A 21912-nucleotide genomic window follows, 5' to 3' on the forward strand; every position below is an offset into this window, starting at 1 on the left:
CTTACTAAGGATTAAATATCAGCATGATAAAGACGATAAATAAAGTCAAGTGCATCAGTCCGATGATGGGCGAAGTTCTTCTCCCCATAAAACTCATTAAGCTAAGTAGTAGCGTCAAAACAAAAAGTATGGTTTCCGTTCCTGTTAGCCCAAAGAGTACCCTCTTGCCGGCTATCAATCCGACGATCAATACAGCTGGCACTGTGAGTCCAACGGTGGATACGAAAGCGCCATGACAAAGATTGATCGCTCGTTGGAACTCATTATTTAATGCAGCCTTGACGGCAGTCATCGATTCGGGTGTAAACACAATAATGGCAATCAGCACACCTCCTAATAACATTGGCAACTGGGCCGCTTGTATCCCATAGTCTACAACGACCGCCATATGATGCGATAGAAGAACAATCGGCAGTATCATCCCTAGAAGCACAATCGAGCGGATAAGAATTTCTGATTTAGCAGCGCTTGCGGTATGCGGAGTATCGCTCGCTTCCAAATCAGTATTGATGAGGGTATCAGTAAACCTAATCTCCATCTGGCCGGCTGGTGGCTGTATGTAATGATGGCGGTATTTCGTCATCTGGAAATATAGAAATGCTGCATACAACAATGCCACAAGACCTGAAAGAATAATCGCCTGCGTTGTGCTAAATGAACCATCGCCGGCTCCGCTGATAAAGTTGGGAAGCATCATCGAGATACCGCCGAGCATGATAATCATGCTGTGATAGGCCATGGCGCCCTGCGCATTGTACTCCTGCTCGCCGTATTTCATTCCGCCCAGTAACAGACATAATCCCATTACCAAATTCATAATAATCATCATGACCGAGAAAATGGAGTCTTTACCGATGCTAGGGTTTTCAGTTGGGCCTAACATAACGGCCGCAATTAATATGACTTCAATGGATACGATGGATAGCGTGAGTATCAAAGTACCGTAGGGTTCCCCCAGCTTATGTGCCAATTCATCGGCTTCTCTTACGACGCCGAAAGCGGCTCCCACTATGGTAGCCAACAATAGCACGAAGACTGCAACAGCAGTCCATCCGCCCATTTGCGCGCCCATCAAGTCATGTCCGAAAAAGCTGAAAATAGCAACGACTAGCCATACCAGTCCTAATCGAAGCCAAGTCGACATAGGAATGACCTCTCTGATGGATATTTTTTTTACCGTATTCATGATTCTATCTTTGCAATAATTTTAAACCTTGCAAAAATAGCACCTCTATCTTCCTCGAAAATTATCCTGGGATAATAAAAGGCTGGTTAAGATTACTTCTCTTTCCGAATCCGACTTAAACTGACAGGTGTCATTCGCAGGAAAGAAGCAATGTACTTAAGTGGAACACGCTGAAGCAGCGCCGGCGACTCTTCGACCAACTCATCGTAGCGCTCCTTCGCAGATTTTATCTGCGAAGAGATCCATCGCTTCTCCATCTTCAGCAGCTCCCCTTCCACGATTACTCTACCCAAATTGGCAATATGTATGTCGCGAAGGTATAAGGATTTCAACTTCTCAATGCCGATTCCATAGAGGGTGCTGTCCTCCATCAATTCGACATCTTCATAAGACTTCACCTGTTCTACATAGCTGCGCATCGACAATACGATATCACCTTCCAGTCCAAACCAAAACGTAATGTCCTGCTCAGGTTGTGGAGAATATGCCCGAACCAGGCCTTTTGTAAGAAAGTATACTTTGCGTTCCAAGCGGTCGGACTCGAGAAGGATATGCCCCTTTGAAAAACGGACTTCCTGCATCTCGTTTACCAAGAGTTCCAAAGAGGACGCAGGAAGCTCATAAAAATTGTTTAATAGTTGTTCAATTGTCATGGGTGAAGACGCAAACCTCTTATCTATCGGATCTGCACTCCTAAAATAGTAAGAATTAACGCAAATAGCGATAGAAATAGTAGTTAGTAGATAGTAGTTAGTGTAAAGACCTATGGTTGCCTTCATACTCCAGTCTTTATATAGCAAACCAGATATCCTGCTCATCATTTCATCCTTCCTTTCCTGGTTCAAGGCAAATCCCCCTATCAAACAAAAGATAAAACTTATTACAAATCAAATAAGTTACAGTATTTGCAATTGAATGCCATCTTTTCACCTCATTCTTAACTCATTCTTCCCTAAAATAATTGTTAATTAAAATAATATGCCTTATTTTAGCATTGACTTTAGGGGTGTCTGCATAAATGCAGGCTGAGATTTTACCCTTATAACCTGATCCAGATCATACTGGCGTAGGGAAAAGTAAGATGTCAACATGGGTGCCATATGCATCGATGTAGCCATTCCTAAAGTTTTTACCCATAAAAAACAATATAGGAATGGAACTAACAATCAATCAACAGTCCAAACATTTCGATAAAGCTCCGGAGAGTCTTGCTGCCTTGCTCGCATCAGAGTTTGCTGTGTTACGCAAAGGCACGGCTGTCGCTGTCAATAACAGAGTTATCCCTATGGTAGAATGGGCAGAAACTAGGTTATTCGACAAGGATCATATTCTAATCATCACCGCAACCCAAGGCGGCTAACGACTAAATAAAATCTAAAACACGATATGAAAGAACAAGGAATTTCACAGCAACCTTTCCCTAACTCAAAGAAGATTTATGTGCCGGGAAATATACATCCCATTCGCGTGGCCATGCGGGAGATTAGCTTAAGTAATACCAAGCTCAGCAATGGCGGTGAGGAAAAGAATCCTCCGATTACGCTATATGACACTTCAGGGCCGTATACCGATGAAGAATTGACGATAGATGTGCGCCAGGGTATATCACGCATTCGGGAGCAATGGATTCTTGATCGGCAGGATGTGGAAATCTTAGACGGTATCAGTTCAGAATATGGGCAAGCACGATTAGCAGATGATCGCCTGGATGAACTGCGATTCAGCTACAGCCATCGACCGATGCGAGCTAAGCCGGATGCGAATGTGACACAGCTACATTATGCTAAGCAGGGAATCATCACGGCCGAGATGGAATATGTGGCTATTCGTGAGAATCAGCGTATTGAGCAATTGGAGCATGCGACTCCGGGCATGGAGCAGCAGCATGAGGGCAATAGCTTCGGCGCCAATACCCCGAAGAATCGGATTACACCGGAGTTCGTCCGTGCGGAGATTGCTGCCGGTCGAGCGATTATCCCTAACAATATCAACCACCCAGAGAGCGAGCCGATGATTATCGGGCGTAACTTCCTCGTGAAAATCAACGCGAATATCGGCAATAGTGCTGTTACCTCCAGCATTGAAGAGGAAGTCGAGAAAGCGGTATGGGCATGCCGATGGGGTGCAGATACTATTATGGACTTATCGACCGGGAAGAATATTCATGAAACCAGAGAGTGGATCATCCGCAACTCGCCGGTTCCTATTGGTACTGTTCCAATCTATCAGGCGCTAGAAAAAGTAAAAGGCGTGCCGGAAGACCTGACCTGGGAGATATTCCGTGACACATTAATCGAACAAGCAGAACAAGGGGTTTCCTACTTCACGATACATGCAGGCGTTTTGCTCCGCTATATCCACTTAACGGCAAAACGCGTGACAGGGATTGTTTCCCGCGGTGGTTCCATCATGGCTAAATGGTGCTTATTCCACCATAAAGAGAACTTTCTATACACGCATTTCGATGAGATTTGCCAAATCATGAAGCAATATGATGTGGCATTCTCATTAGGTGATGGTCTACGTCCGGGTTCTATTGCAGATGCAAATGATGCAGCGCAGTTTGCAGAATTGGAGACGCTTGGTGAGCTGACGAAGATCGCATGGAAGCACGACGTCCAAGTTATGATCGAAGGACCGGGGCACGTTCCTATGCACATGATCAAGGAGAATATGGAAAAGCAGTTGGAGGAGTGTGACGAGGCGCCATTCTACACCCTAGGGCCATTGACAACGGATATCGCGCCGGGCTATGACCATATTACTTCAGCAATCGGTGCTGCCATGATCGGATGGTATGGCTGTGCGATGCTATGTTATGTGACACCGAAGGAACATTTGGGTTTACCCAATAAAAAAGATGTGAAGGATGGGGTCATTACCTATAAGTTAGCCGCGCATGCTGCCGACTTAGCAAAGGGTCATCCGGGCGCACAATATAGAGACAATGCCCTAAGCAAAGCCCGCTTTGAATTCCGATGGGAAGATCAGTTCAACCTTTCCTTGGATCCGGATACGGCGAGAGAGTATCATGACGAAACTCTTCCTGCTGATGGTGCCAAGATTGCACATTTCTGCTCTATGTGTGGACCTAAGTTCTGCTCAATGAAGATTACGCAAGAAATTAGAGAAGCAACCGAACAAGGCATGCTTGAGAAATCACAAGAGTTTATCGAATCTGGCAAAGAGATTTACTTGTAATGATTGTCATCAGTAACGAACAGGCGGTGAAAAATGAGACAGCGATCATGCGACATTTGTTGCAGTATGATATTCTATTGCATATTCGCCGCCCCATGATAAGTTCGTCGGCTTTCGAAAGCTTAATCCAAGCGATAGGAATTGAACAGCTTGATAAGTTAGTGAGCCATCAGCAGCATGATTTGGCTGCAGAAATGGGGTTTACACGTTTGCATTTCAATAGTCAAGATCGCAAGAAAGGTCTGCATGTAAAATATCAAGGAACTTTGATCTGCTCAACTTCCACGCATAGCATAGCAGAGTTCAATTCCTTAGATGACAGTTGGAATTATGCTTTCTTGAGTCCTTTTTACCCCAGCATTTCCAAGCAGGGTTATGGCGAAGGAAGTGCAATCTTGAAGGAACTCCCGCGTAGAACAAATCAAAACTGTAAGCTAATCGCATTAGGCGGTATTCATAAAGACAACTTACAGCAAGCATTAGACGCGGGTGCAGATGATGTCGCTATGCTGGGTTCCATTTGGCAAGCTGAGAATCCGGTAAGCTATTTAGCATCTTGCTTATCGAAGGTTGAATTATAAATAATGATGAATAGAAATAGAAGATTACCTCGATTAATGTTTATTTCGAACGGGACAGCGATGGATGAACAGTTGGCGGGTATCCGATTGGTATTAGAATCGGGTGTAGAGTTTATTCAGGTGCGCTGGAAAGAGGCTACTGCGACGCAATTGAAAGACCTTGCCGAGGCGGCCATACAGCTTTGTATGCAGTATAACGCCATATGTATAGTCAACGATTTCCCGGGGCTAGCGAAATCGCTAGATACCGACGGCGTACATTTAGGCTTGGAAGATGATGCTATTATATCTGCGAGAAAACAACTCGGCAATGATAAAATAATCGGTGGGACAGCGAATACGCTAGAACATGTACAGCAAAGAATCGCTGAAGGCTGTGATTATATCGGCCTTGGTCCCTTTCGTTTTACAGCAACGAAGAAAAAGCTGAGCCCTGTTTTAGGGCTTCAAGGCTACAAGAACCTACTCCGTGATCTTGATATTCATTCTACCCCACCGATCTACGCGATCGGTGGAATCACTATTGACGACGTATCAGCATTACGTAAAATCGGGATTTACGGTGTTGCCTTATCGGGTTTCTTGCTCAAGAACCCACAGGCTATACCACAACTTAACAAATACCTATATGAAGAATTTGATTATAGCAGATAAGGAATTTACCTCGCGCTTATTTTTAGGAACGGGGAAATTCGGAAGTTATACCCTGATGCAAGAAGCAATTAAAGCGTCAGGAAGCGAGTTAGTTACTATGGCATTAAAACGCCTTGACCCGAACAGTAAAAAAGAAAACCTATGGTCGGCATTGCAGTTGCCGGGGGTCAATCTATTGCCCAATACCTCAGGCGCTCGAAATGCGAAAGAGGCTGTATTGGCAGCGCAGTTAGCAAGAGAAGCTATGGAGACCGATTGGTTAAAACTGGAGATACATCCAGATCCACGCTATCTTCTTCCAGACCCCATCGAAACACTGAAAGCCACCGAAGAATTAGCGAAACTAGGCTTTATCATCCTCCCATATGTCCATGCCGACCCGGTACTGTGCAAGCGTCTGGAAGATGCCGGAACGGCAGCAGTGATGCCTTTAGGAGCGCCGATTGGTAGCAACAAAGGCTTGAAAACTTTAGACTTCCTAGAGATTATTATTGATCAGAGCCATGTTCCTGTTGTAATCGACGCAGGAATAGGTGCCCCTTCGGATGCTGCCAAAGCGATTGAGATGGGTGCAGATGCCGTATTAGTGAATACGGCCATTGCTGCCGCCAAAGATCCCGCTGCCATGGCAGAGGCCTTTCGTTTGGCAGTACTCGCCGGACGACAAGCTTATCTTTCCGGATTAGACGCAAAGCGCGAGCATGCAGAAGCCTCTAGTCCGCTTACCGCATTCTTAATGGAGGATTAAAATGGTATCAGCAAATTTCCAAACAGTATTCGATGCGTATTCCTGGGAAGACGTTAGAAACCGCATCTATAGCTCTACTGCGATGGATGTTGAACGCAGTCTGAACAAGTCAAAAAAAGACATCAACGATTTTTTAGTCTTGCTATCCCCTGCTGCAGCGGCCTATCTGGAGCCTATGGCTCAGGCAGCCCAGCGCTTGACACAGCAACGCTTTGGCAAAACGATACAGCTTTACGCACCACTATACGTAAGCAATGAATGCCAAAACATTTGTACCTATTGCGGCTTCAGTATGGACAATAAGATTCGGAGAAAGACCTTAAGCAATACCGAACTGCTGATCGAAGGCATGGCTCTTAAATCGATGGGCATCGACCATGTACTTTTAGTTAGCGGTGAAGCCAATAAAATTGTCGACACGCCCTACTATGAGCATGCTATTAAGCTATTAAAGCCTCACTTTGCGCAGATATCCATAGAGGTTCAACCGCTAGACCTGGAAGATTATCAGATCCTAAGAGCTGCCGGTTGCCATACGGTGCTAGTCTATCAGGAGACCTACCACCAAGAGGTTTACAAGCAATATCACCCCAAAGGCAAGAAGTCGAATTTTAAGTATCGTTTAGATACGCCAGACCGCATCGGGCAATCCGGCATTCATAAAATGGGACTCGGAGTTTTGCTAGGCTTGGAAGACTGGCGAGTAGACAGCTTTTTCAATGCGCTACATATCGATTATCTACAACGGAAGTACTGGCAAACCAAGTATTCCGTATCCTTTCCGCGCCTTCGCCCGGCGCAAGGGATCATCGAGCCCAACTTCATCATGGAAGATCGCGATCTTTTGCAATTAATATGTGCTTACAGGCTTTGGAATCCAGACCTGGAAATCTCTGTTTCGACCAGAGAACGTGAGGTTTTCCGAAATCATATTATCGCTATTGCGGCTACCACGATGAGCGCCGCGTCCAAAACCAATCCTGGCGGCTATGTCGTAGATCCGCAGTCGCTGGAACAGTTTGAAATATCCGATGAGCGCAGCATGGAGGAAATCCGAAACATTATTCAACAAGCCGGCTATGAGGCCGTCATGAAAGACTGGGACCCAGCGTATACAGGTGTTTAATTTATGAAAGAAAAGGACCATTTATTTGCCAGATACAGCCGACAGATCTTCATCGAGGAAGTCGGCATCGAAGGACAGCGTAAGATCATGGCTGCGAAGGTATTGGTCGTTGGCGCCGGAGGATTAGGTTCTCCGGTAATAAGTTATTTGGCCGCCGCAGGCGTCGGCCATTTAGGCATTGCCGACTTTGATCAAGTCGAATTACATAACCTAAACCGACAAACCATCCACAAAGAAAGTAGTGTCGGCGAGCTAAAAGTAGACTCCGCTGAACAGTTCGTCAAGGACTTAAATTCTACTATCAAATTGGAAAAGATTGCTATGAAAATCACGAAGGAAAACGTTGAGGAGATACTCAAGCCTTATGATATTATTATCGATGGTTCCGATAATTTCAGCACCCGCTATCTAATCAATGATACCTGCGTAGATCAACAGAAAACATTGATCTACGGAAGTATCTTTGCCTTTGAGGGACAAGTTGCTGTATTCAATTACAAGGGATCGAAAGACCTGCGCGCTATTTTTCCGGATGCTCCAGCACCCGACGAAGTCCCCAACTGTGATAAAAACGGCGTCCTCGGTCCACTCCCCGGCATAGTCGGCAGCATGATGGCCATGCTCGCCCTCAAAGTAATATGCGACCTGCCGGTCGAAACAAACCAATTAACCATTATCGACACCTGGGGCTGGAGATTCACGAACATTAGTTTCTAATAAAAACCGACAGATGAATCATCCAATAAAGAAAGGATAACCGAATCGGCTGTTCTGATGTCTAAAATCTAGCCCGCTAGTCTTCCCTCGACCCATCATCAGCCATTCTCACAATCTTTGGCGAAAAGGTCGCAACGATATCCACTAAGTCCTCTTGCGCTTCCATCACGGCATGGATATTTTTATAAGCCATAGGCGCTTCGTCCATTGATGCTCCGATCAATGTAATCCCTTGGTCGGATAACATCTTATCCAGTTCGGACTGCGACAAGGTCTTAATGGCCTGCGTACGGCTCATTAATCGTCCAGCACCGTGCGATGCAGAATTGATGGATTTCTCCTCTCCTTTTCCACGCACTAAGAACCCGGAGGTTGCCATGGAGCCTGGAATAATACCCATAACATCTTTTCCTGCTGGCGTAGCACCTTTACGGTGGACAATGACCTCTTCGCCATTTAACTGTTCCTTCCAGGCGAAGTTGTGGTGGTTCTCGACTTTTGCCAATCGCTCTGCAGCCAAGCTGTTCTTAACCTTCTCGTGGATAACTTCATGGCAAGCCGAAGCGTAATCTCCCGCAAGGTTCATCGCCAACCAGTACTCCAAACCTTCCTCAGAATTTAAATCCAAGTAAGCCAGATTCTGCGCCTCGTATGGAAGCTTGCAAATGTCTTTCGCAAGTTTCGTATAATGATTGGCAATCATGGCCCCGAGGCCGCGAGATCCAGAGTGCGTCAATAACGCAACATATGTTCCCTTCGCGATCCCTAATGCTTTATCATCTTCCGCAAACTCGAGCGTTCCGAATTCTACAAAGTGGTTACCACCACCCGATGAACCTAGTTGCGTCCAAGCCTTGTCCTTCAAATCCTTAATAAAAGGAATCTCTTCGAACAATTTATTATCTAAGACTGCATGATCCTGACGCTCATGTTTCAAGAAACCATTGCCCGCACCAAAGCGCGAATTCTTCATGATTACATCCTGAAAGAAGTCTTTCTGTGTTTCCAATGCGCTTGCAGGTAAATCGAAAATAGATAAAGCCATTCGGCATCCGATATCGACACCCACCCCATACGGAATAACTGCGTTGTTGGTCGCTAATACCCCACCGATAGGCAGCCCGTAGCCTTGATGTGCATCTGGCATTAGTGCGCCAGCCACCGTAACTGGCAACTTCATTGCCGTGTTCATCTGCTGCTTCGCTCCCAATTCAATGTTTTCAACGCCGTAAACCGCATACTCATCTCGCTCTTCTTTCAGGCGAACTAAACTCGATTCAATCTTTTCGGTGTTGATTAAAGATTCGGCCAAGGGTTTGAACACCTTGTCCTCTAAAAAGGATTCAGGATTCTCCAAAACCTCTTTAAACTTCTGCAACATTTCATCCTTCTTCAGCCCATGGCGTTTGCTATTGATTTTCAAAGCCGCCCCTAAAGCAAAGTTCTCTTTATATCCTAAAGCAATTAAATCATTGCCATTAATTCTTTTATTTTCCATTTCTCTTATTTCAATGGGTAAAGCCAGTTAGCTTTACCCAGCATTTTAAAAATACAACTTCTATTTTACGAACAATTGTTTTAACTGATCTACGATCTGTCCATTTCCAGATACCGATATCGCATTCACTTTCTCGGCAATCTTCTCTACGTATTCCATTTCTTTCAATTTGAACAACATCGCATTTTCTTCCAACAACTTCGCAGTATTCAACAAGCTACGTGTCGACGCAGTTTCCTCACGACGGGTGATGATATTGGCTTGTGCTTTTTTCTCGGCCATCAAAACCTCATTCATGATCTTACGGATTTCTCCAGGTAAGATGATGTCCTTCACACCGGCGCTCATCAAGGTTACCCCCAATTGTGCGACCTGCGCTTTCGTCGCCTCGATCACATATTCACTAATCGATCCTTTGTTTTCCATTAAGGCGTCGAGCGTCATGTTGCCAATGTACTCGCGTAATGCAAACTGCATCTCGGCATACAATAACTGATCGTAATTTTTGTTCTCCAATAGCGCCTTCATCACATCCATCACTTTGTATTGGATCGCAAAGTTGATTCTCACCTGCGCCTTATCTTTCGTTAAGATTTCCTGGCCGACTACATCCATGCTCGTTAATCGTAAATCTACTTTCGATACCTGAATAGTCGTCGTATTCTTCCAGAAAAAATAAGTGCCCGCTTTAACCTCCTTGACGAATGCCCCGTCCACAAATAATAAGCCTATTTCGGTAGGTTCAACCTTAAATTGTCGCACATAGTATGAAAATGGAACACGTTCATACAACTCACGGTTGATAGATTTTGGAATTTCTAAAGTCGAAGTATCATAGATATCGAATCGTAACGAATTCAAACCCTTCCAAAAAATATGACGACCGGCAGCTAAGACTCCTTTGAAGTTGTTGTTCACATACTGCAAAGCGATCTCATTATCTCCAACTTCCACGACTTCGACCAATTCGGTGAATGTAGGCAACTGTAATAAAACATCCAGATCATGAGTAACCTGAAACGGATTTGACATGTTGTAGATATCAGCGCGTTCGCCGAAGCCTACCCAATGTTTTCCTTCATTAAGTACTTGTACTACTGCTTTGTTCTTAACAACCAATCCTACTTCATTTTTGTTAATTGTTACTCTTTTCATCGTTTTATCATTTAATATTATACCATACATTTTATAAAGCTCTCCAGCCTTGTTCATTGCGATCTATCGGAAGAAAAGGGTCTTTTAGATGTCGCTGATTTCAAGAATTCCGATATTGCCTAAAACCCTTAGGTCAATTCAAAATGCGTTGCTTCAGTCCGATCGAAAAGATGCTTTGCTCGCAGGACAGCTCTCAATTGCTCACTTACGCTCTGAAGAGGTTAAGTTTGCCGAACAAGAAAGGAAAGCTTCAAGGATCTTTTTTTACAAGAAGATCATAACTGTTAAGAGAATCTTTTTGAAAAGTAGATTCAAACTTTGAAGGCTTTCGCCCAACTACCGTAGACACTTTCTTCAAGTGCGAGGGATTCGAACCCTCATTTTGCTGTTATTGCTCTAACCATCTGAGCTACTTCGACAAGCGAAGGCAAGCTTCGAACTTGCGACTCATAACGAGAGACATTGCTTTGACTTTTAACCAGTATATTATGTTCGACCGAACCAACACTTCCCTGCTATACAGAAACAGAAGATCAGATTAAAGAAATCTCCGCAGATGCCATATATCCGTTGGGATATATATCTTGAAAAGCTTTCTGCTTTTATTATTCAATGAACTATTTGTCGCTCCCGACATGACAAAGATGCACACAGCATTGCGCAGCCATTTTGCGCAATAAAAAAAGAAGCGAACATTTATTTAGAAAACATGATATACAACTGATAATCAGCCATAAAAAATAAAAACAAAACGGAACATTCTTCCTCAAAACTTATAAGTACGCAAATACATTGCGTAGAACTTTAAAATCCTTTATCTTTATTGAAAGCGTATTTTACCTCAAAACAGCATGTCAACAAACAAACTCGCCTTAATACGTTATAAAACGATTGATAATTGTCTACGCCAAAAGCATCGCAAATGGACGCTGGATGAACTTATAGAAAAGGTTTCCGAACAGCTTTATGAGTTGGAAGGAATTCATAATGGGGTCAGCAAACGTACGATTCAAGCCGACATACAATTGATGCGATCGAATAAGCTCGGTTACAACGCACCTATCATTGTGACCGACAGAAAGTATTACTCCTACGAAGATCCGAGCTACAGCATCAGCAACTCGCCTATTTCTGCTACAGATATGGAAAAGATGAAGGAAGTTGTGGAAGTCCTAAAACACCTGAACGGCTTCGCCTATTTTGAGGAGATGAGCGATATCATTGCACGTTTGGAAGATAATATGCTGGTCAGCTCCGGCGAACATAAGCAAGCCATACAGATGGAAAGCAACACTTTATTGAAAGGGCTCAATTGGATAAACATACTGCACAGGGCTATCCGCGAAGAGATACCTTTGCTGATTACCTATAAATCCTTCAAAACCGACACGCCATCTGATGCTGTTTATTTCCCTTACTTATTGAAGGAATATAGAAATCGCTGGTTCCTAATCTGTAGGCATAAGAAAAACAATGGCATACAGACCTTGGCTCTAGACCGTATCCATGACATCGCAGAGATGGCGAAGTCGCATTTTGAGCCCTATGAAGGCGTAGATTTTGAGCGCTACTATGCCGATACGATTGGTGTTACTAAATCGCTCAAAGACCGCGGGAACAAGGTGTTATTGCACGTTGAATCAAAGAATGCGCCTTATGTGGAGACTAAGCCTCTACATAATTCGCAACAGATATTGAATCGCTTCGATGATGGCAGCATCATTATCCGAATCGATGTTGTATTGAATTTTGAACTCGAAAGAGAGATATTGGGCTTCGGAGAATGTATGAAAGTGCTCGCTCCTCGTTACTTAGTAAATCGAATAAAAAGAAGAATAACGCAGAGTATGAATCAGTACAGCGATTCGCCATCCAAGGAGCAAAAAACAAAAGAAGAAAAACAATAGTATTATTAATAATGAGTAAATTAAGATTAAAATAATCGTGATTGGGAACCACAGGGCTTCGAAAATATTCGAGGCAGATTATTTTAGCATCACACATACCTATGCAAAAAAGTAAAATGGAGGAAAAACCAAAGAAAAAACCGAGAAAAGTGACGGCCGGACCGATCCGAGAGAAAGCCAGAACGATGGAGAAACTAATTGCGGCAGTAGGCAAAGTAATTAAGAAACACGGATATCCAGGACTTACCGTAGCTAATATCGCTAGTGAGAGTGGGCTGGACAGAAAACTGGTCTACACCTATTTTGGAAGCTTAGACAATTTGATCGAGCTGTATATTACCCGCCAAGACTACTGGAAATCTAAAGCAAACAAACAAATTGAGACACTGTTGCAAGCGGAAAACTTAAGTAAACTGGCGATGGTAAACTTATTACAAGGACAATTTGAACAGGTCCTAAATGACAAGATACTTCAACGGATCATCCATTGGGAACTGGGTGTGAAAAGCAAACCGCTCCGTAAGCTTGCGGATAGCCGCGAAGAAGTTGGCGAACTGTTATTGAACAAGTTTGAAGAAAGCTATCCCAATAAGGATATAGACCTGCGTGCGCTTCTGGCAATTCAGACCGCGGGACTATATTATCTTGCGCTCCACGCCAGCTCAAATGGCAGCACTTTTTGCGGTATCGACATCAATACCCCTGAAGGAAAAGAAAGAATCAATAGAACCATAGAAAACACATTAGATCTTTTAATAAGCACCTCCGGCAAACCGAAGGAAGACTAAAACAACAGCAGATGAAAAGAAGCATTCGCATAGACAACCATATTTCCTTGAAATTCCTAGTTAATAGCGACGTTAGAACGATTTTTAACTACATCAATACGCAACGCGATTATTTAGGCGAATGGTTACCCTTTGTACAGTTCACTCATGAAGTAAAGGATACGAAGGGTTTTGTCGACATGGCGATAGAACTTCGAAAAGCCAAGAAAGACTATGTCTATAAAATCTGCTATGACGATCGTATGATCGGACTTATCGGCACCAAAGAAACCGACTACCTGAACAAAAATACCGAGATCGGCTACTGGCTATCGGAGGATTATCAAGGGCAAGGTATTATGTCAACGGTCGTAGACAAACTTACATGCATCATTTTTGATGAGATGGGTATCGAACGGATACAGATCTGCTGCGCTGTTGGTAATGAGAAAAGTATTGCTATTCCAAAAAGATTAGGTTTTATCCAAGAAGGGATCAAGCGCAATGGCGAATGGGCCGGAAACCTGGTGTTTCGAGATCTGATTGTCTTCAGCAAACTCAAATCGGATAGCCATTCTTAAGTATAGAAATAGCAAACAGCACCTGACCTACCTGCAATATTAGACTCTCATAACCCCATACAAACCCATATCATACCCAATTCAGAAGGGGTTTGATACGGGTTTGTATTGGGTTTACATTGGGTTTGAAAGGGGATTGAGTTGTAGTAGTTAGTAGTTAGACCTATTGTTTTTGTCTTTGAACCAGGAAAAAAAGGATTTAAGGATTGGCAGGATCCTGTTAATCCTAACATCCTTCCTTTCCTGGTTCAGACAAAAACTCTAAATACTAAATACTATCTCCTCGCCTCCTTCATCGGGTTGGATTCTGTAGACTGCCCTCTTGCGCTTCTTCCGTTTTCTTTGAAGATTTCGAAGCGTGATGGCTGTGCTTGTCGCGGCCATGCGTTGTTTGCTTCATCGATATCTGCTGTTTCGCGGTATGGATCTAGGCGGATGCTAACAACGTCTTTCGCTTTGGCGAAGACTTTTGTTGCTTCCTGCTCATTATGTCGCCATATATAGGCAGAGATACGGTCAATTTCTTTGGTTCCGTCGGCGAAGTTCCATTCAATAATCAGGGGCATCACCAAACCGCCATTATTTTTAAAAGTTAATTCGTAGAAAGAGATCTTTCCATCAAAAATGTCTTTTTCTTTTTGGCTAAGGCCGCTGTAGAATTGCTGGTAATTGCTTTGATCTGCCGGACGCACGGCGAACCTGTCCCATTTGTTATAGAAATCTAATAGAGACGTATCCTTTTCAACCAAGAACGCCATATTATCTTCCATGTTGCGCTGCCTGCTGATGCTATTCAGATCTTTTTCGAAGGCTTCTTTCCTGCTTTTTTGCGCTTCTGCCGGATTTCCACCAGTCATCTTATATTGCGTTACATTCTCCAGGGAGATTTCAACCGGATCTGTGCCGAAGAACCAACCTCTCCAAAACCAGTCCAAATCTACCCCAGAGGCATCCTCCATCGTCCGGAAGAAATCCGCCGGTGTGGGATGTTTGAATGCCCAACGTTGGGAATACTGTTTAAATGCGAAATCGAATAAGTCGCGTCCCATCACGGTTTCGCGCAAGATATTTAATGCTGTTGCAGGTTTTGCGTATGCATTTGGTCCGAACTGAATGATGTTTTCCGAGTTGGTCATAATGGGCTCCAATTGATTTTTTGGAAGCTTCATATAGTCTGTAATTTTGTAGGCAGGACCACGGCGCGATGGAAAGTCTTTGTCCCATTCCTGTTCGGTTAGAAATTGTAGGAAAGTATTCAAGCCTTCATCCATCCAGGTCCATTGGCGCTCGTCGGAATTGACGATCATCGGGAAGAAGTTGTGCCCTACTTCATGGATGATCACACCGATCATCCCATATTTTACCGCTTCAGAATAAGTTCCATCCTCATCTGCGCGACCGTAATTAAAGCAGATCATCGGATATTCCATTCCATTTGCAGCCTCCACAGAAATGGCTACAGGATATGGATAAGGGATGGAATATTTTGAATAGGTTCTTAGCGTATGAGCAACCGCCTTGGTCGAATACTTTCTGTATAAAGGATATGCTTCCGGACCGTAATAGGACATCGCCATCGGTTGATTGCCTTCAATCCCATCTTTCACTTTCAAAGCATCCCAAACCAGCCTTCTCGAACTTACGAAGGCGAAGTCTCTTACATTTTTTGCTTCATATATCCAGGTTTTCTTTGCTGAGGATTTTTGTCCCATTGCTTTTTTGGCATCCTCGAGCGTCACGATTTCGATAGGTTCGTCTGATTGCTGCGCCCTCTTCCAACGGTCCATCTGTGTGGCATTCAACATCTGTGGGTAATTCTGACATACCCCCGTTGCTCCAACGACATGGTCTGCCGGAACGGTGATATGAACTTTATAGTCTCCGAATACCAAGGCAAACTCCCCTCTTCCGGTAAACTGCTTATTTTGCCAACCTTGAAAATCCGAGTACACGGCCATTCGAGGAAACCATTGCGCAATAGTGTACAGGTAGTTGCCATCCTTTTCGAAATACTCGTACCCACCACGTCCACCTTCTACCATACGATTGGAGATTTTGTAGTCCCAATCGATGTTCAGAACCATCTTTGCACCTGGTTTCAACGGAGCGGGAAGATCGATACGCATCATGGTATAATTGATAGTATATTTTAAAGGCTTGTTCGCTCCGTCGGCGACCTTACGGATGTTGACGCCGAAGCCTTTCTTTTCAGGAACCAAACCCTTCAGTCTTTCCAAGGACATGCGTTCATTTAGGCTGCTTTGATCAAAACTTTTGCTCTCTGCGTCATCGGCATGCTCATTTTCATCGAGTTGAATCCATAAGTAGTCCAATGGATCAGGAGAGTTGTTGGTATAAGTGATGGTCTCAGAACCCTTTAAGACCTGATTGACATCATCCACCTCACAATGGATTACATAATCAGCCTTTTGTTGCCAGTACATTGCTCCCGGTGCGCCCGAGGCGGTACGGAAGATATTTGGATCTGAGATCAGGGTACCGAGTTGTTCAAACTTATTTCCATGGTTAGACCCTGGATTGTTCAACGACTGTGCTACAGCCTGCTGGGAAAAGATAGCAGTTAAGCCGATTGCAAATGCAAAAACCTTGATTTTTTTCATATTATACTGGAATACGCTCTAAAGCCATAATTAGTGAAATACCGACAACTGCCGATGATAAGAAGAAACTCCAATCTCTATTCGTCACCCTAAAGATCTTCAACATCAATTCAGATAGGAGGATAACAAAGAAAACGATAATAAGTTGACCGAATTCTAAACCGATATTGAAGGACAGCAAGGGCCAAAAGATGTTTGCCTCTTTGCCTAACAGGGATTGCAAATAGTTTGAAAACCCCAATCCGTGGATAAAACCAAATGCTAAGGCCATGCTATATAACCACACTGGACTGCGCTGTTTTCGGCGTTTCGGTAGATTATAGATTGCCGTTATTAAGATAGTCACCGGAATCAGGAATTCAATCCATTCGGAATTGACATTTACTATCTTGAAGGCTGCCAGCGCCAGCGTCACGGAATGGCCGACGGTAAAAGCAGTCACCAACCACAAGATCTTCTTCCAATCTTTCAGCACATAGCTACAACAGAGCACCATGACAAAAAGTATATGGTCATATCCATTGAGGTCAAGAATATGTTGCCAACCGAGTTGGAAATAGATAGAAAATTCGCTCATGAATTAGGTTGTTGTTAATTCGTCAACACAAATTTAATATTATTTTAATTATCGCTGCAGGTCTTCGGGTTTTTCGATAATTTAGCATAAAATTGTTGCAATACTTTTAAAGCACGACCAATGATCAAGAAACCTTGGCTCCTACTTATCCTTTGCTTAATAACGATTAGTGTATTTGCCCATCCTTTTTACGTCAGTATCTCCACGGTAGACTACAGTTCGAAGAATAAACGTATTGAAATCTCCTGCCGCATCTTCTATGACGACCTGGAAGTAGCGTTGAAAAAGCAATTGAAACAGAAAATCGACGTTATTAACCCGAAAAATAAAGCTGAAGCCGACTCTGCTATATCAAAATATATACAAGCAAACTTCAACCTGATGGTCGATGGGAAAGCTAAAAAGTTAAAGTTTGTGGGCTACGAAGTAGAAGAGGATGTTGCTTGGTGCTATTTTGAAACGCCACAAAGCAATCCTATCCGCACTATTACGATTGTCAATCAACTTCTATATCAGGATTTTAAATCGCAATCCAATATTTTGCATGTCACGATCGATGGTAAACGGCAGAGTACAAAACTGGATCATCCGAAGAGGAGTGTTAAATTAGATTTTAGACAATAGACATAAGACATTAGAGCATGGAACTCTACTCATGCTTTCTGCTGTGTTAGATTTTAGACAATAGACTTTAGAACTTAGAATTCTATTAACGATGGCTACTACTGTCCCAATGCAATTCAAAATTGGCATAAAGGCAATATTATTTAAACCAATAAAAGACCGCCAAACATCTTAAATCTGATGTCTAGTGTCTAATATCTAAAAAAAGTGGCTTTTCTATTGAGGCTTAACACCTCGGGTGGGTTTGGTTTGGTTGGCTGCGACGAATCCCCAGTTTGTTACGTAGTATAAGTAGGGGTTGTTCATCATTTTTTCTTTTTTGTTACTTTTCTTTTTAATCATATTTTACCTTTCTTTTTATTGTTTGATCATAATATAACAAATTTTGAACCAATTTGCAAATCTATTTCTAAGATGGCGTTATACTGACAATCAAGCGAAGGGCTGACAGGGCGAGTATATTGAATAAATGCTTATGGAACTTCGTTTAGACCGCTTGGTCCACTTTGGCGTGCGCAATTTGCAGTTCTGCAGAGTGCTTGCTGATAAACTCTGATGGTGAGGTGTTAAGGATACTTTTGAATACGCGATTGAAATGTACCACGGTGTTAAATCCACATTGATAGGCTACTTCCGATATATTTTCGGTGGATTTGTTAATCAGCAATTGACAGGCTTTCTCGATTCTGATTTCGTTCAGGAAGGTAACATAAGTCTTCATCGTATGCTTTTTGAAATACTTGCAGAATGCTGAAGGCGTCATATGAATAAGCTTAGAAACCTCTTCGATACTGATTTCCTTGTCGTAATTAGCCAAAGAGAAACGAAGTACTTCATTGATCCGGATACCGACCTTATCATTGAATGTAGATTCTGGCAGTCCCGAATATAAGGAATGCATATCCTGCTCATGGCGAATCAGGAATTGGAAGATATCGAGGATTGAAATAATCTTCTTCATCCCCTCACCTTTTGCCAGTTCGATAAACTTGTCTTTGATTTCCAAACTGACATCTTGAGCGATCTTCTTACTGGAATCCATTTTCTTAAAGAAATCGCGCGCAGGATGCAGTTCTGATAAATCGAAAAAATGCCACAGCTTATCAAATGCGACGAATATATGGATGACATGGATATTTTCTTCCTCGGGGCCCTCTTTGATAAAGATATGCGGGTCATTCGCCTTCATGATGTAGATTTCATCATCGGAGAACGGCTGGATCAAGTTCCCGATCAGCATCGATCCACTACCTTTCAGTATGTAGGATATTTGAAACTCTTTATGTCGATGGTAATGATTATAGAAGTTGCTACGAAGATCCTCTTGCACGTAGAAGGACCCCACACCTGATGCAGGCGCAGTGAACTCAATAGGGTTCTTGGAATCGACGTTTCTCATAAATTCATCCTTATACTAGAAGGTGGTCGAATATATTAACAGCTGAAACATTAACTAATCTCATAATTTAGTTGTTCAAAAGTACCTATAATCAGGCGCAAATTTAAGTATACTTTATGGGTTAATTGCAATATTTGGATACTACATTCCTACCACAAAAAAGAATAACCTTTCCGAGAAAAGGTCATTCTTCATTAAAATTAGTTAAAAGTTAAAGAAATCATGGGTATTTGCTCGGATACTTCCCAGCATCTACCGGATTATTTTTGCTGGAATTGTTCGTAGTTTTTCTCGAACAATCCTTTAAGTTCCAGTGCTTGTTTTTCATATGCTGCAGCATCTTTCCATAATGCTACAGGATTAAGAATTTCCGCCGGTACGGCGTCACATGCTGTCGGCATATGCAATCCGAAAATCGGATGAGTGATATATTCTTGCTCCGATAATTTTCCAGCTAATGCTTCGCGAATTAAGGTTCTCGTATAACCTAATTTAATGCGATTTCCAACACCATACGGGCCAGCAACCCATCCTGTATTGACTAACCATACTTGGATGTCCGGATGTTTTTCTAATTTCTTACCCAATAGATCCGCGTACTTTGTTGGGTGCAATGGTAAGAATGCTTGTCCGAAGCAGGCTGAGAAGGTCGCTTGAGGAGTGGTTATACCAGCTTCTGTACCTGCAATTTTCGATGTATACCCGTTGATAAAGTAGTACATCGCTTGTTCAACAGTCAGTTTGGAAATTGGAGGCAATACACCAAACGCATCTGCCGCCAAAAAGAAGATATGCTTAGGTGCTGCTCCCTGACCATCAGGAACGATATTTTCGATAAACTCTAAAGGATAAGACACGCGAATATTTTCGGTGATACTCTTATCTTCATAATCAGGATTGCGAGTTCCTTTGTGGAATTTCACATTCTCTAAAAGGGAATTGAAACGAACCGCTTGATAAATCTCAGGTTCTGATTCTGCGTTTAATCCGATACATTTCGCGTAACAGCCTCCTTCGATATTGAACACTTTATCGTTCGTCCAAACATGCTCATCATCACCGATCAGCTGTCTGCGTTTATCGGATGATAAGGTTGTTTTTCCAGTGCCCGATAATCCGAAGTAAAGTGCTGTTTCACCATTCTCGCCACGGTTGGCAGAACAGTGCATAGTTAAATATTGCTTATAGGTTGGAAGCAAGTAGTTCAATACGGTGAAGATACTCTTTTTTATTTCACCCGTATAACCTGTTCCGGCAATCAGAACGATTCTCTTTGTAAAGTTAATCGCTACGAAGTTTTCATTATTAAGCCCCAACGTTGCATAATCGGCAATAGTGTACTGAGGCGCAACAAGGATCGACCAATCAGGTTGATTCTCCGCTTTTGCGTCCTTGTCGTTTATAAATAGATTGGAAGCGAAGAGATTGTGCGACGCGTTTGTTGATACCACGCGAATGGTAATTTCCTCTTTTGGGTCAGCACACGCTTTAGCATCCAGAACATAGAGTTTTTGCTGTGAAAGGTAGTTTGTTACCTGCTTCCAAAGTGTTTCAAAATGTGCTTCCGCGATTGGTTGATTTACGGCATTCCAATTCACCTTATCTTTTGTTTCTTCGTCTAGGACGATGAAACGGTCTTTTGGCGAACGTCCAGTAAATTTTCCGGTTTCAATGCATAAAGCGCCATTATCTGCTAATACGCCTTCATTGTTTAAGATAGCTTGCTCAACAAGTTCAGCTGCCTGCAGCTGGTAATGAGAAGTAGCCTGTAGATCAATCTGCAAATATTTCAAATCCGGCAGATTTGAATTCGTTTTATATTGCATCATAATAGGTATTTTTAATGCTTATTTCTTCGGTAAAGGTACAGTGTACTATTAGACCGATATTAACCGCAAATGGCAATTTGTTAACCTATATTGTCCTAAATTTTACATCCGCATAGAAAATTAAAATAAGAAGAGTAAAATACCATCAGTTAAAGCATATTTACCATATATTTATTGAGTAAATAAAAATCCCTGAACGGAAGCAATGGTTAAAGAAGTTTTTATTATTGGAATAGGCGGTGCAATAGGAAGCATCCTTCGCTATACTACAGGACAATACATCGCGAAACAATTTCCACATGCTATTCCAACGGGGACTTTATTGGTAAATGTCATTGGTTGTTTGCTGATCGGTTTCCTGATTGGATTTTTTGACAAACAGCAGTTAATTAATATGCAATGGAAACTATTGTTAATTACAGGTTTCTGCGGTGGTTTCACGACCTTTTCCACCTTTGCTGCCGAAAACTATAACCTTCTTACGAATAACCAGATTCCACAAGCCCTATTTTACATTGGTCTAAGTGTGATTCTTGGCCTCTTAGCGGTATGGGCCGGGCTATCGCTCTCAAAATTTCTAGCTTAATCAGATTCTTTGGGCGCCTCATTCTTAGATTAGCCTTTAAGGTGAATTCTATTTTGCTAGTTAATAAATCGTCAAAATCATTCTTAATTTAACATTCAATTTCTAAAGTTGTGACAAATAGTTACAAAGGAAACTTTAATTTACAAGTTTTCTAT

The 21912-nt window shown here is 42.7% G+C and carries 20 protein-coding genes, 1 tRNA gene and 1 riboswitch; of the genes, 12 read left to right on the top strand and 9 right to left on the bottom strand.

Annotated elements, in window-relative coordinates; translation table 11 throughout:
- Positions 1-4 precede the first annotated feature (4 nt).
- Positions 5-1186: a calcium:proton antiporter gene (locus tag QYC40_RS10145; RefSeq protein ID WP_301990140.1), complete on the bottom strand. Its 1182-nt coding sequence runs from the start codon at positions 1184-1186 to the stop codon at positions 5-7.
- Positions 1187-1278: 92 nt separating this feature from the next.
- Positions 1279-1965 carry a Crp/Fnr family transcriptional regulator gene (locus QYC40_RS10150; RefSeq protein WP_301990141.1) on the bottom strand — a complete coding sequence of 229 codons (687 nt, stop codon included), beginning with the start codon at positions 1963-1965 and terminating at the stop codon, positions 1279-1281.
- A 213-nt stretch (positions 1966-2178) separates the two neighbouring features.
- Positions 2179-2276, top strand: a riboswitch (TPP riboswitch).
- 63 nt (positions 2277-2339) lie between these two features.
- Between QYC40_RS10150 and thiS the strand changes: the two genes are divergently transcribed.
- From thiS to QYC40_RS10185, 7 genes are read left to right on the top strand one after another with little or no spacing between them, the layout of a single operon-like run.
- On the top strand, positions 2340-2546 hold the full coding sequence (thiS, locus tag QYC40_RS10155; protein ID WP_301990142.1) for a sulfur carrier protein ThiS: 207 nt from the start codon (positions 2340-2342) through the stop codon (positions 2544-2546).
- Between the two features lie 26 nt (positions 2547-2572).
- Positions 2573-4387, top strand: coding sequence for a phosphomethylpyrimidine synthase ThiC (thiC, locus tag QYC40_RS10160; RefSeq protein WP_301990143.1), 1815 nt, complete (start codon positions 2573-2575; stop codon positions 4385-4387).
- Positions 4387-4968 (top strand): thiamine phosphate synthase, encoded by a 582-nt coding sequence (locus QYC40_RS10165; RefSeq protein ID WP_301990145.1) that lies wholly within the window; start codon positions 4387-4389, stop codon positions 4966-4968. The genes thiC and QYC40_RS10165 overlap by 1 nt, the downstream gene beginning before the upstream one ends.
- Before the next feature lie 3 nt (positions 4969-4971).
- Complete coding sequence (locus QYC40_RS10170) at positions 4972-5622, top strand: thiamine phosphate synthase (RefSeq protein WP_301990146.1); 651 nt, start codon at positions 4972-4974, stop codon at positions 5620-5622.
- Positions 5597-6370, top strand: coding sequence for a thiazole synthase (locus QYC40_RS10175; protein ID WP_301990147.1), 774 nt, complete (start codon positions 5597-5599; stop codon positions 6368-6370). Before QYC40_RS10170 ends, QYC40_RS10175 begins: the two co-directional genes overlap by 26 nt.
- Position 6371: 1 nt before the next feature.
- Positions 6372-7496: a 2-iminoacetate synthase ThiH gene (gene thiH / locus QYC40_RS10180; RefSeq protein ID WP_301990148.1), complete on the top strand. Its 1125-nt coding sequence runs from the start codon at positions 6372-6374 to the stop codon at positions 7494-7496.
- Positions 7497-7499: 3 nt separating this feature from the next.
- Complete coding sequence (locus QYC40_RS10185) at positions 7500-8213, top strand: HesA/MoeB/ThiF family protein (protein WP_301990149.1); 714 nt, start codon at positions 7500-7502, stop codon at positions 8211-8213.
- 76 nt (positions 8214-8289) lie between these two features.
- Here QYC40_RS10185 and QYC40_RS10190 read toward each other — a convergent pair whose 3' ends face one another.
- From QYC40_RS10190 to QYC40_RS10200, 3 genes are all read right to left on the bottom strand, one after another.
- Positions 8290-9711 carry an RtcB family protein gene (locus tag QYC40_RS10190; RefSeq protein ID WP_301990150.1) on the bottom strand — a complete coding sequence of 474 codons (1422 nt, stop codon included), beginning with the start codon at positions 9709-9711 and terminating at the stop codon, positions 8290-8292.
- Between the two features lie 60 nt (positions 9712-9771).
- Positions 9772-10866, bottom strand: coding sequence for a slipin family protein (locus QYC40_RS10195; protein ID WP_301990151.1), 1095 nt, complete (start codon positions 10864-10866; stop codon positions 9772-9774).
- Positions 10867-11220: 354 nt separating this feature from the next.
- A tRNA-Ser gene (locus QYC40_RS10200) sits at positions 11221-11282 on the bottom strand.
- A 435-nt stretch (positions 11283-11717) separates the two neighbouring features.
- Between QYC40_RS10200 and QYC40_RS10205 the strand changes: the two genes are divergently transcribed.
- The 3 genes from QYC40_RS10205 to QYC40_RS10215 all read left to right on the top strand — a co-directional run bounded on the left by QYC40_RS10205 (position 11718) and on the right by QYC40_RS10215 (position 14121).
- A complete protein-coding gene (locus QYC40_RS10205) occupies positions 11718-12773 on the top strand; it encodes a YafY family protein (RefSeq protein ID WP_301990153.1) in 1056 nt (351 codons plus the stop codon).
- Positions 12774-12874: 101 nt separating this feature from the next.
- Complete coding sequence (locus QYC40_RS10210; protein WP_301990154.1) at positions 12875-13561, top strand: TetR/AcrR family transcriptional regulator; 687 nt, start codon at positions 12875-12877, stop codon at positions 13559-13561.
- Between the two features lie 11 nt (positions 13562-13572).
- Entirely contained in the window at positions 13573-14121 is a 549-nt protein-coding gene (locus QYC40_RS10215) for a GNAT family N-acetyltransferase (protein ID WP_301990155.1), read from the top strand.
- A gap of 275 nt (positions 14122-14396) precedes the next feature.
- On the opposite strand, the gene QYC40_RS10220 is transcribed toward QYC40_RS10215, so the two are convergent.
- Entirely contained in the window at positions 14397-16742 is a 2346-nt protein-coding gene (locus tag QYC40_RS10220) for a M1 family metallopeptidase (RefSeq protein WP_301990156.1), read from the bottom strand.
- A 1-nt stretch (position 16743) separates the two neighbouring features.
- Complete coding sequence (locus tag QYC40_RS10225; protein ID WP_301990157.1) at positions 16744-17319, bottom strand: HupE/UreJ family protein; 576 nt, start codon at positions 17317-17319, stop codon at positions 16744-16746.
- 120 nt (positions 17320-17439) lie between these two features.
- On the opposite strand from QYC40_RS10225, the gene QYC40_RS10230 reads away from it, so the two are divergent.
- Positions 17440-17943, top strand: coding sequence for a DUF6702 family protein (locus tag QYC40_RS10230; RefSeq protein ID WP_301990158.1), 504 nt, complete (start codon positions 17440-17442; stop codon positions 17941-17943).
- Between the two features lie 487 nt (positions 17944-18430).
- Here the strand turns inward: QYC40_RS10230 and QYC40_RS10235 are convergent, their stop codons facing one another.
- Positions 18431-19342, bottom strand: coding sequence for an AraC family transcriptional regulator (locus QYC40_RS10235; RefSeq protein WP_301990159.1), 912 nt, complete (start codon positions 19340-19342; stop codon positions 18431-18433).
- 260 nt (positions 19343-19602) lie between these two features.
- Positions 19603-21171 (bottom strand): phosphoenolpyruvate carboxykinase (ATP), encoded by a 1569-nt coding sequence (gene pckA / locus QYC40_RS10240; RefSeq protein WP_301990160.1) that lies wholly within the window; start codon positions 21169-21171, stop codon positions 19603-19605.
- Between the two features lie 205 nt (positions 21172-21376).
- On the opposite strand from pckA, the gene crcB reads away from it, so the two are divergent.
- A complete protein-coding gene (crcB, locus tag QYC40_RS10245; RefSeq protein ID WP_301990161.1) occupies positions 21377-21757 on the top strand; it encodes a fluoride efflux transporter CrcB in 381 nt (126 codons plus the stop codon).
- Positions 21758-21912: the final 155 nt, after the last annotated feature.

It is taken from the genome of Sphingobacterium sp. BN32, from assembly GCF_030503615.1.
In the GTDB taxonomy this organism is placed as follows: Bacteria; Bacteroidota; Bacteroidia; order Sphingobacteriales; family Sphingobacteriaceae; genus Sphingobacterium.